Here is a 14,310-nt window from a genome sequence, read left to right as displayed (position 1 = left end):
GGGTTAGGCAGGGATGGGGGCGCTTCCGGGTGCGAACAGGCCGTTCTGAACCATCGCGGCGAGTGGCGGGCCGTAGGCGATGAGCAACAGGAGGACGGTGAGCGCGACCCAGACGCGGAAGTCATCAAGGATGCGCGGGCTGTGCTCGGGGCCGGAGAGGGCCTCGGGGATGTGGCCGTTGACGGCGAGCGGTTCCGCGCCGCGCTCGCCGAGCCACGTCGCGACGACGACGGCGAGGAAGCATAGCAGCGAGGCGAACAGGATGAACGCCCCGCCGACCGTCTGCAGGTGCATCTCGCCCATCGTCGCGATGGGGGTGTTGAAGACCACCTGCTCGTACTGTGGCTCGGAGGTACGCCGCGGGACGCCCGCGAGGCCGACGCGGTGCATCGCGTTCGACATGAAGACCATGCCGACGAACCAGAGGTATGGTTGAATGGCGGCGAGCGTCCGCAGGCGCAGGCGCTTGCCGGTGAGCTGCGGGAGCAGCCAGTAGGTGATGGCCATGAAGGTGAGCGCGACCGCGGTGCCGACGGTGAGGTGGAAGTGGCCAGGCACCCACATCGTGTTGTGGACGAGGGCGTTGACGTTCAGCCCGGCGTTGACCATCCCGCCAAAACCGCTCGCGGCGAACGCGAGGCCGGCGAGCGCGATGCCCGAGAAGGACGGGTTCTCCCACGGGAGCGCGCGGAGCCAGCCGACGAGCCCGGTGCCGCCGCGCTGGCGAGCGCCGTGCTCCATGCTCGCGACGACGGTGAACGCGGTGAGGAGGCTCGGCAGGAGGATGAAGTACGTGCTCGTCATCTGCACGAACTTCAGGCCCTGCGAGAGCCCGGGGTCGCCGTATTGATGGTGGACGCCGACTGGCGTGCTCAGCACGAGGAAGAGCACGAAGACGACGCGTGCGAGCGGGTCGCTGAAGAGCCGCCCGCCGGAGAGTTTCGGGAAGACCGTGTACCAGACGAAGTACGCGGGCAGGAGCCAGAAGTAGACGACGGCGTGCCCGAAATACCAGAAGAGCGTCCGGGTGAGCAGCGGGTCGACGCGGGGGATGAGCCCGAGCGACCACGGCAGGAGGAAGAACACGACCTCGACGGCGACGCCGAGCGTGCAGACGACCCAGAGGAGCATCGTCGAGACCGCCATGAACGTCTGGAGCGGGATGCGCTCGTCCGGGTGGTCGGCGCGCCAGTCGAGGAGCGCGCGGACGTAGTCGACGCCCGCGCCCCACGAGCCGACGATGAGGAGCGCGAGGCCGAGGTAGAAGGTCGGGCTCGCCTCCAGGGGCGCGTAGAACGTGTAGAGGACGGCGGCGTGCGTCGGGATGAAGCCGACGATACCGCCGAGGATGGTGAGGAACGACAGGAGGGTGCCGGCCGTCATGAGGCCGAGCCACCCCCACGTGAAGCGCAGGTCGCGGAAACCGGTGTCGAGGCTCCGCGTGACGCCCCACGTGAACAGGCCGACGATGAAGAACGTCGTGAAGACGAGCGCCATCAGCACGCCGTGTGCGGTCAGAATCGAGTAGTAGTCGACCGCGGAGAACAGCGACCGATTGACGCCCGTGCGGAAGAGCGCCTGCAGGACGCCGAGCGCACCCCCGACGCCGATGGACGCGAACGCGATGGCGAACGCCGTGCGGACGACGCGCGCCTCGCCGGGGAAGTCATCAACGTAGCTCATGCGACCACCTCCGGCGCGGCGACGGCCGCGCTCGTGTTCCCGGTGCCGTTCGTCGCCGTGGCGTTCGTACTGGTCGCGTTCGCGCTGGTGGCGTTACGCGGCAGTTCGTCCGCGGGCACGACGACGAGCTGGCCGGCCATGCTCTGGTGGCCGGCGCCGCAGTACTCGTGGCAGACGATGCCGTAGGTCTTCGGCTCGTCGAACTCGGTGGTGAATTTCGTGACCTGTCCGGGGATGACCATGGCGTTCAGCTGCGTGCCGACGACGTCGAAGCCGTGGACGACGTCGGGGCTCGTGACGTAGAACGTCACGGTGGTGTTCGCGGGCACCGTAATCGGCTCCTGGGTGCCCGGCTGGAAGAGGAACTGTCGGGCAACGACGTGGACGACGTAGTGGTCCTCACCCGCCCAGTGGCCGCCGGGGTCGGCGAACGCCGTCCCGTCGAGCGACGACGGGTCGACGGTCTGTCCGGTGTCGCCGACGGTGCCGACGCCGGCGCCGGCGACGCCGTAGACGATCGAGGCGATGAGTCCGACGATGAGGACGAGCGATACGGCGAGCCAGATCTTCTCGAGGCGATGTATCTCCATTGTGTTAGCCGAAGATGTGCGGGCCGGTTCCGAGGAATTCGACGAAGTACATCAACGCCCACGCGAGCGAGATGATGACGAAGTAGACGGCGAGCAGCGCCGCCGTCCCCCACGGGTCGTAGTCGTCGTGCGCGATCTCGCGCTCGGGCGTCGTGGGCGGTGCCTCAACGGTCTCCGGTGGGGTTTCGCGCTCGCCGCGCTCGAACAGGTCGTCGAACGCGCCGGCGCGGTTGTAGTCCCAGAGGAGGTAGGCGACGCTGGCCGTCGCGGTGACGAACGCGGGACCGGCCATCCACGCGACGTTCCCCCAGTTGAGGTCGGGGACGAGGCCGCCACCACCGCCGCCACCGCCGCCGGCGTTGCCGGTGACGAAGATGCCGGCCTTCATGCCCGCCGACAGGTGGGGTGTACAGTAGTAGAGGTAGGTGCCGCTCGTCTCGAACGTGTGTGAGTGCGTGAACCCCTCGTTCTTGATGGAGGTGACGCCCCCCCAACTCGAGCCGGCGGGTTTCGACTCGACCTGAATGTCGTGAGTGTTCGAGACCCACTTGAACGTCACCTCAGTGCCCGGCGAGATTTTCACCGCTGGTGGCGCGTAGGCGTACGTCCCGCCGTTCCCCTCCGCGCCGACTTCGACGGTGACGGAGTCCTGGCCGGTCTTGTCGACGGTCGATCCGTCGTAGTTGCCGACGGCGCCGCCCCGAGCGGAGTCGGTGAACCAGTCGCCCCACTCGGGGCTCGCACCGCCACCGCCGCCGCTCCCGACGACGATGGCGCCCTTCATCCCCATCGAGAGATGGGGCGTGCAGTAGTAGAGGAAGGTTCCCGCCGTCTCGAACGTGTGTGAGTGCGTGAACCCCTCGTTCTTGATGGAGGTGACGCCCCCCCAGCTCGAACCGGAGGGCTTGGCCTCCACCTGTATATCGTGGGTGTTCGAGACCCATTTAAACGTCACCTCGGTGCCCGGCGAGATTCTGACGGCCGGCGGCGCGTACGCGTACGGGCCACCGTTCCCCTCCGCACCGACCTCGATAGTGACGGAGTCCTGACCGGTCTTGTCGACGGTCGTCCCGTCGTAGTTCGACGTCGTCCCGCCCTTCGCGGAGTCGGTGAACCAGCCGTCGTACTGTGACGCGCCGGCCCCGACGCCGGCGCCCGCGCCGAGTGCCAGCGTGGCCGCCGACGCGTCCCGGAGGAAGCGCCGGCGGCTGTACCGCCGCTCAGACACCGTACTCACGGGCCGGGGTCGACCCACTGCTCGCTGTCGTCACACCCACCACGGGTCGCAACGCGTGCATACTCGCCCATCGGGTGAGCACCCACTTATCGGACTCCAGCGTTCCCACCCGCTGGGAACGGCCGATAGGCCCTATCTACTCCCGAAACTACCGCCGCGTATGGCAGACGTTCCACTCCAGTGGCTCGCGGCGCTCGCGCTGCTCGCGGTGCTCCCCGCCGCCGTCTACTTCGCGGTGAACACCGATCTCGTCGTCGTGCTCACGTTCGTCAACGTCGCGCTCATCGCCGGGATGCTCTACCGCTTCTTCCTCCCCGACGAGCAATCGACGGCGGACCACGCCTGACAGGGAGTTTCCGGGCGATAGGCACTCTCAATCCCCGGAGGGCGTGCGCTGTGGCTCGACGAGGAGGTAGTCCCGCTTCGCGTCGACGCACTCGGCGGGCACGCGCAGGTCGCCACTTTCGCCGCGGTCGAAGCCGCCGGTCTCCTCGCCGTCGGGGTCGACGTAGAGGTACGCGAGCGCGCCCGTCTCCGGCTCGACGGTGATACGGTCGAACGTTCCGAGTCGCCGGCCGTCGGTCGTCATCACGTCGCAGTCGTGGAGGGTGGATGCGAGGACCGAATCCATACCGCGAGTACCTGTCTCTTCGCTAATAAATGTGGGACTCGCTCGGCCGCGAGCGGCGGTGGGTGAGAGTCGACACCGGCACGGCCTGCCTCAGTTCCCACCGACCTTGGTGGTGACGCGGAACTCGCCGGGCGGATTGAGGATGCCGACGATGGTGCCGAGGGAGTGAACGACGGTGATGACGGGCGCGAGCGGCGCCGCGAGGAGCCACGAATACTGCTCGCCGCCGTAGTAGGCGACGCCGCGCAGATACCAGAAGACAGTGAGCGCACCGAGGGCGAGCGAGAGGAGGCCGAAAAGGCCGGTCGCGCCGATACCGACGCCGAGGACGGCGAGCGGGACGACGAGGAGCGTGACGATGGGGGAGAGCGCCCACGCGTAGTTGCGGACGCGGACGAGCGCCTGATAGCCACTCGGGAGTTCGAGCGAGGCCTCGACGTTCCCGGCGGCCCAGCGCCGACGCTGCTGGACGATGTCGGTGAGCGTCGGGGGCGCTTCGTTGTGGCAGACGGCCGTCGCGAGTTCGAAGCTGAACGAGTCGAGACGACGGGCGGCCTCCCAGACGAACGCGGTGTCCTCGACGAGCGTCTCGCGGTCCCACGTCACCTCGTCCTCGACCGCCGTCCGGACGGCGATGCCGCCACCCCACGCGAAGAGCGGGATGGAGAGGCGGGCGAACGCGCGCTGCTCGATCTGGACGCCCATCCGGTAGACGTCGGCGAGGTAGGAGAGGAGCGAGCCGGTGCGGCGCGGGCGCTCGCGGAGCTGGACGACGTCGGCGTCCGGGAGGCCCTCGAAGGAGGCGACGCGGCTGTCCTCGTCGAGATATAGGACGAACTCGCGGTCGGTGCCGAGCGTGCGGCGCGCCCACTCGATGGCGCGGCCCTTCCGGACGGCGTCACACGAGAAGTCGTCCGGAACGGCGTGGACGGCCGCACCCGCGACGTCGATTGGCTCCTCGGCGATGACGTGGACGTCGTCGAACTCGTCCGGGAGCGTGTCGACCGTCTCCTGGACGACGTCCTCGGCGTCGACGGTGAGGATGCGTACGTGGATGTCGTCAGGCCCGTGCTCGGGCACGGGCGACTCGTAGCCCGCGCCGACGACGTACGTCAGGACGACCCACGTGAGCGCCGTCGCGGTGAACAACCCGGTCGTCGTCCACAACAGGAGTTCGAACACCCGCTCCCACGCGACCAGCCCGAGCGTCACCGACGGGACGACGACGGCGACGGCGGCGAGCGCCAGGAGCGCGCCGACCCCGGTGAGCGTGACTCGTTCAGTCTTCATCTCGTTTCCCCCATGGGGCTTCACACCCTTCAACCGTGACAGCCGTCGCCTCGTCTAGCGCCCGAATTTGGCCGAATTAGTCCGATTTAACGGAATAGTCGTTTCACGAATGCTGTCTCACGCAGAACAGTTGCGGAAGACGGACCCTCAGTCGCTCCGCGATGTCGACTCGCGTGCGGGGCCGTGACCGACCGCCGTCCCGGGCACCGAAGCCGTCACCGTCAGGTCACCGGAGCGAAACCTTCATTGTCTAGTTATATTTTGTCGAGAAGTGTGATGCAGCCACAGACGTTCACCGAAGGCGCGGAGTACGACGTGCCGGGCCACGAGGAGTCGCTGACGTTCCGACGGATCGACTGGTCGGCGTTCGGGAGCGATTGGGACGCGGTCTTCGAACTGGAGTCCGGCCTCGAAATCGGTATCAACCGCAGTCAGCTGGAGGCCCGCGACGTCTACCGGGTTACTAACTGACTGCCACGCCGGACTACGGTCCGTGGTAACGCTCCTCTCGACACATTCATAATGGTCGTTCACGATAGATCGGGTTGTAATGACGCTCCGAACGGCGACCGACCTGCTCGAAGACACGACCTACCCGGCGACCACGGCGGACCTCCGTGAGGCGTACGGCGAGGTGCGTATCGAGCACCCGAACGGCGAGGAACGACTGGGTGACGTCCTCGAACGCACAGGCGAGGACGAGTTCGCGGACTCGACGGCGGCCGTGCACGCGGTCATCGGCGCCGTCGGGCAGGACGCCGTCGGGCGCGTCGGCTACTCGGACCGCGACCCCACCCCGATGGGCGTCGACGGCCCGGAACCCGTTTCCTTCTGAGGCGCGCGGGGCGCGGCCCGAAGGCCGTTGAACCCTCCGTGTGACGCGTTTCCGTGATGGCGACGTACGAAATCGGCACCTGTGGCTACACCGGCTACGACCCGGGTGCGGACTGGCAGGAGGCCTACGAGAGCAAGCTACAGGCGTACGCGGCCGACTTCCCGGCCGTCGAGTTGAACCAGCCCTTCTACGAACTCCCACAGGTGTCGACCGCGGAGCGCTGGCGCCGCGAGGCCACTGGTGGTGACGCCGACTTCACGGTCGCGCTGAAGGCGTGGCAGGCAATCACGCACCCCTCGCGGAGTCCGACGTGGAACAGCCACCGCGACGCCGAACCTGAGGGCACGAAGGGGTACTTTCGCCCGACGGAGACGGTGTTCGAGGCGTGGGCGGCGACGAAAGCCCGTGCCGAGGCGCTCGAGGCCGACGTCGTCCTCCTGCAGACGCCCGCGGGCTTCGACGACACCGAGGAGCACGCCGAGAACCTCCGGACCTTTATCGACGAGATCGGGCGCGACGGCCTGACGCTCGCGTGGGAGCCGCGCGGCGACTGGAAGGCGAACCTCGACACCGTCGCTGACCTCTGTGCCGAGCTCGACCTCGCGCACGTTACCGACCTCGGGCGGCGCTTCCCCGTTTCGACGGGACGGGACGTCGCGTACGTCCGCTTCCACGGGCTGAACGACGACCCGTACGACTACGACTACGACTACAGCGACGCCGAGTTGGACGACCTCGCGGCGCGCGTGGAGACGCTCGGCGAGGAGTATGAGACGGTGTACGCGATGTTCAACAACTACGCGAAGTTCGACAACGCACAGGGCCTCCGCGAGCGCCTCGACGCGGCCGCCGGCGAGTAGGCTGAAAGGGCCGCCGGCCGAGGCCTCCCGTATGCACGCGAGCGAGGTGTCCCCCCGATGAGCGACGCGACGGCTGACTCTGACCTCCGAGCGCGCGTCCGGGCGCGACTGACGCCCGAGCCGGCGGCCGGCAGCGACGTCGACGTCGCCGTCGTCGGCGCCGGGCCGGGTGGCCTCTATACGGCGTGGCGCCTCGTGACGGCTAAGGCGTCACCTTACGGCCCCGACGACGTTACGGTCCTCGAGCAGTCCGCACGCGTCGGCGGCCGCCTCGACTCCATCCGGCCGCCGGGCCTCGACGCCGAGGGCGAACTCGGCGGGATGCGCTTCGAGCCGGACGCCCACCGCATCGTCGACGCGCTCACCGCGGACGTTTTTTCGGGTGATCTCGACGTCGTGGACTTCCCGCTCGGCGAGCCCGAGCACCACCTGCGGTATCTCCGCGGCCAGCGCTTCCGCGCGGACGCGTGGCGGGACGCTCAGGTGGCGGGCGAGACGTTCGAGACGCGCTACCACCTCGACAACGAGCATCGGGGGTTCAGCCCCGGCCAGCTCTTCCGGAAGGTCATCTACGACGTCCTCGCCGCTGACCCGTGGTTCGTCGAGCAGTACGGCGACTCCATCGAGCGGGAGAGTCGCTACGAGCACCACATCGACCTCTCGCGGCGCGAATGGAACGAGGTGAAGCGGGAGCTCACCTACGAGTTCGCGGGACCCTACGAGGGCCTCCCCGTACAGGAGATGGGGATGTGGGCGATTCTGGAGGACCGACTCGGCCACGAGGGCTACGAGTTCCTCACGGACGCGATGGGCTACTACGCGCTGACGGCGAACTGGAACGCCGCGCAGGCGATGGCGGACGTCGCGGCGGACTTCGCGGGCGACCCCGACTTCAAGACCCTCGCCCGGGGCTTCGACCGCCTGCCGTACGCGCTCGCGGACGCCTACCTCGACGCCGGCGGGACGATTCGGACCGAGAACGCCCTCCGGTCGTTCCGACGAACGCCCGCCGGCCCGCGACGCTACGCGCTCGACGTCGAGCACGACGGCGGGCAGGGGACGGTGACGGCGGACCGCGTCGTCCTCGCGCTCCCGCGCGGCGCGCTCGAGGACCTCGACCAGTACAACTTCTTCTTCGACGACCCAGCCGTCCAGCGACACCTCGAGTCGGTGTTCGCCCAGCCGGCGCTGAAGCTCCTGATGGCGTTCGAGGATCCGTGGTGGGAGCGCGAACTCGGCGCGCACGCCGGCGCGAGCGTCACCGACCTCCCGATACGCCAATGCTACTACTTCGGGACGAACGCGGGCGACGAGCGCTCGCTCTTCCTCGCGAGCTACGACGACGAGCGCGCCGTGACGTTCTGGTCGGACCTCGCCGCCGACGGCGCGGGCGACCGCGAGACCGAGAGCGGCGAGACCGACGACGAACTCCGAGCCACCGAAGCGCCCGAGCGGATGGTCGAAGTGGCGATGGCACAGGTGCGCGAACTCCACGACGCCGACGTTCCCGACCCCTACGCGGCCTACTACAAGAACTGGGGTGACCCGCCGTACGGCGGCGGCTACAACCACTGGAAGCCCGACGTCTCGATTCGCGACGCGATGCGCTTCATGCGCGACCCCGACCCCGCGGAGGCCGTCCACGTCGTCGGCTCGGCCTACTCGGGCCGGCAGGGCTGGGTCGAGGGCGCGTTCTGCACGGCGGAGAAGGCGCTCCAGGAGTCGTTCGGCCTCGCACGCCCGCCATGGCTCGATTCCGATTACTACCTCGGGTGGTAATTCGTCTGGCCAGTCGTCTTTTCAGTCGTGGCGGACAAATTCGTCGTATGTCTGAGGAGTCCGACGCCGCGGCGGAGACCGAGGCGGGCTCATCGTCCTCGCTTTCCCGCCGGGAGTTCGCACTCGGCGGCGCGAGCGTGCTCGCCCTCGGGAGCGCGGGCGCGTACCTCTCGACGAGCAGCAGCACGAACGACTCGTCCGAGCAGTCCTACATCCTCCAGCAGGGCTACCTCCGCTGGGAGGTGAACCCGCTCTCCTATCAGGGGCAGAACGTCAAGCAGTTCTACAACTACCAGACGTCCGGAGCGTCCGCGAACCCACTCGTGGACGTCACGAGTGACCCCGCGGCGTCCCGAATGTTCGTCTACGAGGGCCCGGTCGGGTCGTCGCTCGTCTTCCTCCACGGGAGCCGCTCCGTGGACCACGGCGGGACAGCCGCCCTGAAGGTGTCGGGGCTCTCGCGCTCGAAGGGCGAGTGGGCGGTGCGCGACGACCCGGTGAGTGTCGACGACGACTTCGAGGCGTGGGAGAACGGTAACGCGAAGGTCACGTGGCAGTGGGACGCCGGGAAGACCGATGGGGGTGCGTTCTGGGGGGTCGATGACGCCCAGACGGTGAAGATTACGCCGAAGACCCTGCAGGGCGTCGACGCGTGGCGCTTCCTCTCCGGCGAACCCGGGAACGTCTCGACGTACGACCTCTCGACGGCGAAGCCCGCGAAACTCAAACCGTCGACGGGCAAGAAGTCCGTGAAGCGCGCGAACATCGAGATTATGCCGGGGAGCGACCCGAACCAGTTCGACCCCTACGCGAAGTCCGACCTCACCGTCGCCATCAAGTCGCCCCCGTCGGGTGCGGACGCGAGCGAGTGGGTCACGCCGAGCGACGTCGACCCCGGGAACTACTCGGTCGTGTTCGGGTCGAAGGACTACCTCGCCGGGCAGAACGGCGCGTCCCCCCAGAAGTACTTCCGGAAGGACGGCAACCTCTTCCTCCAGTACAAGACGAAGAGCGCGCACTTCTCGCTCGACTCCGCCTACGGCTACCTCGTCGGGAAGACGGGCTCCTACACGTGGTTCCGCGGGCGCGACACCGTCCAGCCCGGCGGGTTCAACAACGCCGAGACCGAGCAGCCACAGCTCGTCGTCACCGACCTCAACGTCGACCCGCAGGGCGGCGACGCCCAGCACCTCACGAAGGAGTACGTCGAGTTCAAGAACGACGGCGACTCGACGCTCGACATAACGGGCTACACCATCGAGGACGCCCAAGGCTGGCAGTTCCACATGCCGGACGGCTTCACGCTCGACCCCGGGACGCGCTTCCGCCTGCGCACCGGCTCCGGCCAGTACGACGAGGACGACCTCTACTGGGGGCTCGACACTGCTGTCTGGGCGAACGACGGCGACACCGTCCGCGTCCTCGACGAGAACGACGAACTCGTCCTCCAGTACAGCTACCCGCGGAGCTAATCCCGCAAGCCACTCCTTTCGCGCGGCCTTTTCCTCGCGCGTGCTCCGCGTCTGCGACGACCACGGCTATTTCGACGGCGAGACGTGTCCCGACTGCGGCGCGTGCGGCGACGCCGTCCTCGTGGAGGAGCGTCGCACCCGCCTCTCGAAGTTCGTCAGCGGCGCGCTCAGACACTTCCCCGACGACGCCGGCATCAGCCTCGACGACGCCGGCTGGTGCGACTTCGACGACCTCGTCGACGCGGTCCACCGAAAATACGACTGGGCGACCCGCGAGCACGTCGCGGCCGTCGTCGCCACCGACCCGAAAGGTCGCTTCGAGCGCGAGGGCGGGCAGGTTCGCGCCGCCTACGGACATTCGGTGGACGTGACGCTCGACGCCACCGCCGACGCGACGCCGGACGTCCTCTACCACGGCACCGCGCCGCGGAACGCCGACGCCATCGCGGCCGAGGGCCTGAAGCCGATGGGCCGCCAGCACGTCCACCTCTCGGAAACGCGCGAGGACGCCCGCGAGGTGGGGCGACGCCACACGGACGGCGACACCGGGCCCGTGGTGTTCGCCGTGGACGCCGCCGGCCTCCGCGACGCCGGCTACACGGTCTCGAAGCGCGGTGACGCCACCTACACCGTCGCGCGCGTGCCGCCCGAATACCTCGACCGCGAGGACTAGCGCTCAGTCGCGCACGCCCGCGTCGCCGCGCGGCGGGACGTAGAGGCTGAGACTCTCCATCGCCTCGGCCTCGCTCGCGCGGACCTCGTGCGTTTCGCCGGCCTCGACGACGAGCAGGTCGCCCGCCTCGACGGCGACCGTCTCGCCCTCCACGACGACCTCGCCCGACCCCTCTGTGACGTAGAGCCACTGGTCGCTGTGCTCGTGGACGTTCGTCGGGCCGCCCGTCACCTCGCCCGCCTCAAGCGTCATCACTGCGGCCTGTGCGTCGTCGGTCTCCAGCAGGACGTCGAACCAGCGCTCGGACTCGACTCGCGTCCGCTTCATGCGCGGCGCTTCGGCCACGAGCGACAGAATCCTTGCGGTCGGGCCCGCGGGGCGAAAAGACACTTCCGTCCGCTGGGCGAACCACGCGAGCGAGCCATGCGCATCCTCATCGTCGGCGGCGGCGAGGTGGGCACGAGCGTCGCGAGCGGCCTCACCGATGCCCACGACGTCGTCGTCCTCGAGCGTGCCGCGGAGCGCGCCGAAGCGGTCCGCGGCACGCTCGACGCGCTCGTCGTCGAGGGGGACGCCACCGACCTCGACGTGCTCGCGGACGCCGGCGTCGGGGACGCGGACGTCGCCATCGGCGCGACCGACGACGACGAGACGAACCTCGCCGTCTGCGCCACCGTCAGCGAGGTCAGCGACACGTTCACGCTCGCGCAGGTGACGAACCCGAACTACGTGCGGACGTGGCGCGAACACCACGGCGCGTTCGGCGCGAACTACCTCGTGAACTCCCGGCTCCGCGCCGCACACGCCATCGCCCGCATCGTCGACCTCCCGATGGCCCACGACCTCGAGACGTTCTCGAACGGCGTCGTCCACCTCGTCGAGTTCGAACTCGACGCGGAGAGCCCGGTCGTCGGCGAACCGATGGCCGGCCTCGGGACGGACGAACTCGTCCCCGTCGCCGTCCTCCGCGAGGGTGACGTCCACACCGATTCCGAGGCGACCACGCTCGCCGCGGGCGACCGCTTCGTCGTCGCCGGCACCCACGAGGCCGTCATGGACTGCTCGGCGCACCTCACCCCCGAGGCGTACGCCTCCTCGGTCGACGACATCGTCCTCTTGGGTGGGTCCGAGACAGTTCGGCACGTCGCCACCCACCTCGAAGCGCGCGGGTGGGCGCCCCGGATGGTCGTCGAGGACGAGGCCCGCGCCCATCGCCTCCGTGACGACCTCACGGACACCACGATTCTCGTCCACGACGCCACCGACCCGGAGTTCCTCGAGCGCGAGCACGTCGGCGACGCGGACGTCGTCGTCGTCGGCTTCGCGGACGACCAGCGCGGCCTCCTCGGATCGATGCTCGCGCGCCAACAGGGCGCCGACCGCACCATGACCATCGTCGACGCCGCCGAGTACGACACGCTCTTCGAGGCCGCGGGCGTCGACGTCGCCGTCCACCCGCGTGCCGAGGCCGCCGAAGCCATCTCGCGCTTCACTCGTGGGCGACACGCCGAGAACGTCGCCATCGTCGAGCGCGGCGTCGCCGAAGTCTTCGAAATCGCCGTCGAGGAGGGGAGTTTGCTCCTCGAACACACCGTCAAGGAGGCGGAGGAAACCCTCCCCGAGAGCCTCGTCGTCTGCGCCATCACGCGCGACGGCGACTACCACGACCCGCGCCCCAGCGTCGAGTTCCAGGAAGGTGACCGCGTCGTCGCGTTCGCGTCCGCGGACGTGAGCGACGACGTACTCGGCCAACTGTAGATGGTCGTCCGCGTCGACTGGCGCGTCAGTCTCGGCTACGCCGCCACCGTCCTCCGGTGGATAGCCGGCTGTCTCCTCCTGCCGCTGTTCGTCGCGCTCCTCACCGGCGCGGACGTCCTCGCGTTCAGCGTCACCGCCGTCGTCGCGCTCACCGGGTCGTTCCTCCTTGATGCGGTCGGCGAAGACGGCGACCTCGGCGGCCGCGAAGCCGTCCTGCTCGTCTCGCTCGTCTGGGTGCTCGCCGGCCTCGTCGGCGCGCTCCCCTACGTGCTCGCGGGCGACGGCACCGTCGCGACGCCCGCGAACGCCGTCTTCGAGAGCGTCAGCGGCTTCACAACCACCGGCGCGACCGTAATGGCGGACGTCTCGCTCGCCGCGCACTCGCGCGCCGTCATGCTCTGGCGTCAGGAGACCCAGTGGCTCGGCGGGATGGGCATCGTCGTGCTCGCCGTCGCGCTCTTCGAGCGCCTCTCCGTCGGGGGGTTCCACCTCGTCGAGGCCGAGTCGCCCGGCCCCGAACTCCACAAGCTCACGCCGACGATTACCGAGACGGCGCGCACCCTCTGGCGGGTCTACGCGCTCGTCACCGCCGTCGAACTCGCCCTCCTCTACGCCCTCCACCTCGCCGGCCTCGCCCCGAAAATGACGTTCTACATGGCGCTCTCGCACGCCTTCTCGACGCTCGCCACGGGGGGATTCTCGCCCGCCGCCCAATCGGTCGCCGCGTTCTCCGCCGCCGTCCAGTGGGTCATCATCCCGTTCATGGTCGTCGCCGGCGTGAACTTCGCGCTCCTCGCGGAGGCGCTCGGCGGTGACACCGACTCGCTCCGCGCCGACCCGGAGACGCGGGTCTACCTCGGCGTCCTCGCCGCGCTCGGCGCCCTCCTCTTCGGCGCGCTCGCCGTTGGCGGCCAGTACCCCCTCCTCGGGAGTCTGCGCCACGCCGTCTTCCAGGCCGTCTCCATCGTCACCACCACCGGCTACGCGAGCGTCGACTTCAACACGTGGAGCGACGCCCTTCAGACGCTCCTCGTCGCCGCGATGTTCATCGGCGGGAGCGCGGGCAGCACCGGGAGCGCCGTCAAAATCATCCGCTGGGTCGTCATCGCGAAGTCCGTGCGGCGCGCGCTCTTCACCACCGCCCATCCCGCCGCGCTCCGCTCGATTCGCGTCGGCGGCGAAGTCGTCGACGACTCGACCGTCCGGGACATCCACGCCTTCACCCTCCTCTACCTCGGCCTCTTCGCCGTCGGCACGCTCGCCGTCCTCGCCGCCGGCACCGCGGGTGCGGGCACCCTCACCACCCAAGAAGCGATGAGCGCCGTCGCCGCCACCCTCGGCAACGTCGGGCCCGGCGTCGACGTCGTCGGCCCGATGAACAACTACCTCGTCCTCCCGCTCGGGTCGAAACTCCTCCTCTGTGCGTACATGGTGCTCGGCCGCCTCGAAATCCTGACCGTCCTCGTCCTCCTCACCCGCGAGTTCTGGCGGGTGTGAGTCGG

15 protein-coding genes are annotated in these 14,310 nt (G+C 69.0%); 9 read left to right on the top strand and 6 right to left on the bottom strand.

What is annotated here, in order from left to right; translation table 11 throughout:
* Positions 1 to 3: 3 nt before the first annotated feature.
* From ACQUS8_RS02415 to ACQUS8_RS02405, 3 genes are read right to left on the bottom strand one after another with little or no spacing between them, the layout of a single operon-like run.
* Positions 4 to 1,683, bottom strand: coding sequence for a b(o/a)3-type cytochrome-c oxidase subunit 1 (locus ACQUS8_RS02415; RefSeq protein WP_435096369.1), 1,680 nt, complete (start codon positions 1,681 to 1,683; stop codon positions 4 to 6).
* Positions 1,680 to 2,273, bottom strand: a complete 594-nt coding sequence (locus ACQUS8_RS02410; protein WP_435096367.1) for a cytochrome c oxidase subunit II — start codon at positions 2,271 to 2,273, stop codon at positions 1,680 to 1,682. The genes ACQUS8_RS02415 and ACQUS8_RS02410 overlap by 4 nt, the downstream gene beginning before the upstream one ends.
* A gap of 4 nt (positions 2,274 to 2,277) precedes the next feature.
* Positions 2,278 to 3,510 (bottom strand): halocyanin domain-containing protein, encoded by a 1,233-nt coding sequence (locus tag ACQUS8_RS02405; protein WP_435096365.1) that lies wholly within the window; start codon positions 3,508 to 3,510, stop codon positions 2,278 to 2,280.
* 160 nt (positions 3,511 to 3,670) lie between these two features.
* Between ACQUS8_RS02405 and ACQUS8_RS02400 the strand changes: the two genes are divergently transcribed.
* Positions 3,671 to 3,856 carry a hypothetical protein gene (locus ACQUS8_RS02400; RefSeq protein WP_435096364.1) on the top strand — a complete coding sequence of 62 codons (186 nt, stop codon included), beginning with the start codon at positions 3,671 to 3,673 and terminating at the stop codon, positions 3,854 to 3,856.
* 27 nt (positions 3,857 to 3,883) lie between these two features.
* Here the strand turns inward: ACQUS8_RS02400 and ACQUS8_RS02395 are convergent, their stop codons facing one another.
* Entirely contained in the window at positions 3,884 to 4,141 is a 258-nt protein-coding gene (locus ACQUS8_RS02395; protein WP_435096363.1) for a PRC-barrel domain-containing protein, read from the bottom strand.
* Between the two features lie 90 nt (positions 4,142 to 4,231).
* Positions 4,232 to 5,431, bottom strand: a complete 1,200-nt coding sequence (locus tag ACQUS8_RS02390; RefSeq protein ID WP_435096362.1) for a glycosyltransferase family 2 protein — start codon at positions 5,429 to 5,431, stop codon at positions 4,232 to 4,234.
* Positions 5,432 to 5,707: 276 nt separating this feature from the next.
* Between ACQUS8_RS02390 and ACQUS8_RS02385 the strand changes: the two genes are divergently transcribed.
* From ACQUS8_RS02385 to ACQUS8_RS02360, 6 genes are all read left to right on the top strand, one after another.
* Entirely contained in the window at positions 5,708 to 5,902 is a 195-nt protein-coding gene (locus tag ACQUS8_RS02385; RefSeq protein WP_435096361.1) for a hypothetical protein, read from the top strand.
* 79 nt (positions 5,903 to 5,981) lie between these two features.
* Entirely contained in the window at positions 5,982 to 6,266 is a 285-nt protein-coding gene (locus ACQUS8_RS02380; RefSeq protein WP_435096360.1) for a DUF5789 family protein, read from the top strand.
* Between the two features lie 56 nt (positions 6,267 to 6,322).
* Positions 6,323 to 7,126: a DUF72 domain-containing protein gene (locus tag ACQUS8_RS02375; RefSeq protein ID WP_435096359.1), complete on the top strand. Its 804-nt coding sequence runs from the start codon at positions 6,323 to 6,325 to the stop codon at positions 7,124 to 7,126.
* Between the two features lie 57 nt (positions 7,127 to 7,183).
* The gene (locus ACQUS8_RS02370) at positions 7,184 to 8,905 is read left to right on the top strand and encodes a flavin monoamine oxidase family protein (protein ID WP_435096358.1); all 1,722 of its coding nucleotides are present in this window, start codon (positions 7,184 to 7,186) and stop codon (positions 8,903 to 8,905) included.
* A 47-nt stretch (positions 8,906 to 8,952) separates the two neighbouring features.
* Positions 8,953 to 10,377, top strand: coding sequence for a lamin tail domain-containing protein (locus ACQUS8_RS02365; RefSeq protein ID WP_435096357.1), 1,425 nt, complete (start codon positions 8,953 to 8,955; stop codon positions 10,375 to 10,377).
* Positions 10,378 to 10,417: 40 nt separating this feature from the next.
* The gene (locus ACQUS8_RS02360) at positions 10,418 to 11,050 is read left to right on the top strand and encodes an RNA 2'-phosphotransferase (RefSeq protein WP_435096356.1); all 633 of its coding nucleotides are present in this window, start codon (positions 10,418 to 10,420) and stop codon (positions 11,048 to 11,050) included.
* 3 nt (positions 11,051 to 11,053) lie between these two features.
* Here ACQUS8_RS02360 and ACQUS8_RS02355 read toward each other — a convergent pair whose 3' ends face one another.
* The gene (locus tag ACQUS8_RS02355; RefSeq protein ID WP_435096355.1) at positions 11,054 to 11,377 is read right to left on the bottom strand and encodes a cupin domain-containing protein; all 324 of its coding nucleotides are present in this window, start codon (positions 11,375 to 11,377) and stop codon (positions 11,054 to 11,056) included.
* A 96-nt stretch (positions 11,378 to 11,473) separates the two neighbouring features.
* On the opposite strand from ACQUS8_RS02355, the gene trkA reads away from it, so the two are divergent.
* Entirely contained in the window at positions 11,474 to 12,808 is a 1,335-nt protein-coding gene (gene trkA / locus ACQUS8_RS02350) for a Trk system potassium transporter TrkA (RefSeq protein WP_435096353.1), read from the top strand.
* Complete coding sequence (locus tag ACQUS8_RS02345) at positions 12,809 to 14,305, top strand: TrkH family potassium uptake protein (protein WP_435096351.1); 1,497 nt, start codon at positions 12,809 to 12,811, stop codon at positions 14,303 to 14,305.
* The last annotated feature ends 5 nt before the right edge of the window (positions 14,306 to 14,310 follow it).

The sequence above is a fragment of the Halarchaeum sp. P4 genome (assembly GCF_051195175.1).
GTDB lineage: Archaea > Halobacteriota > Halobacteria > Halobacteriales > Halobacteriaceae > Halarchaeum.
Note: the sequence above shows the minus strand (reverse complement) of the source record. Positions and strands in the feature narration are given on the sequence as shown.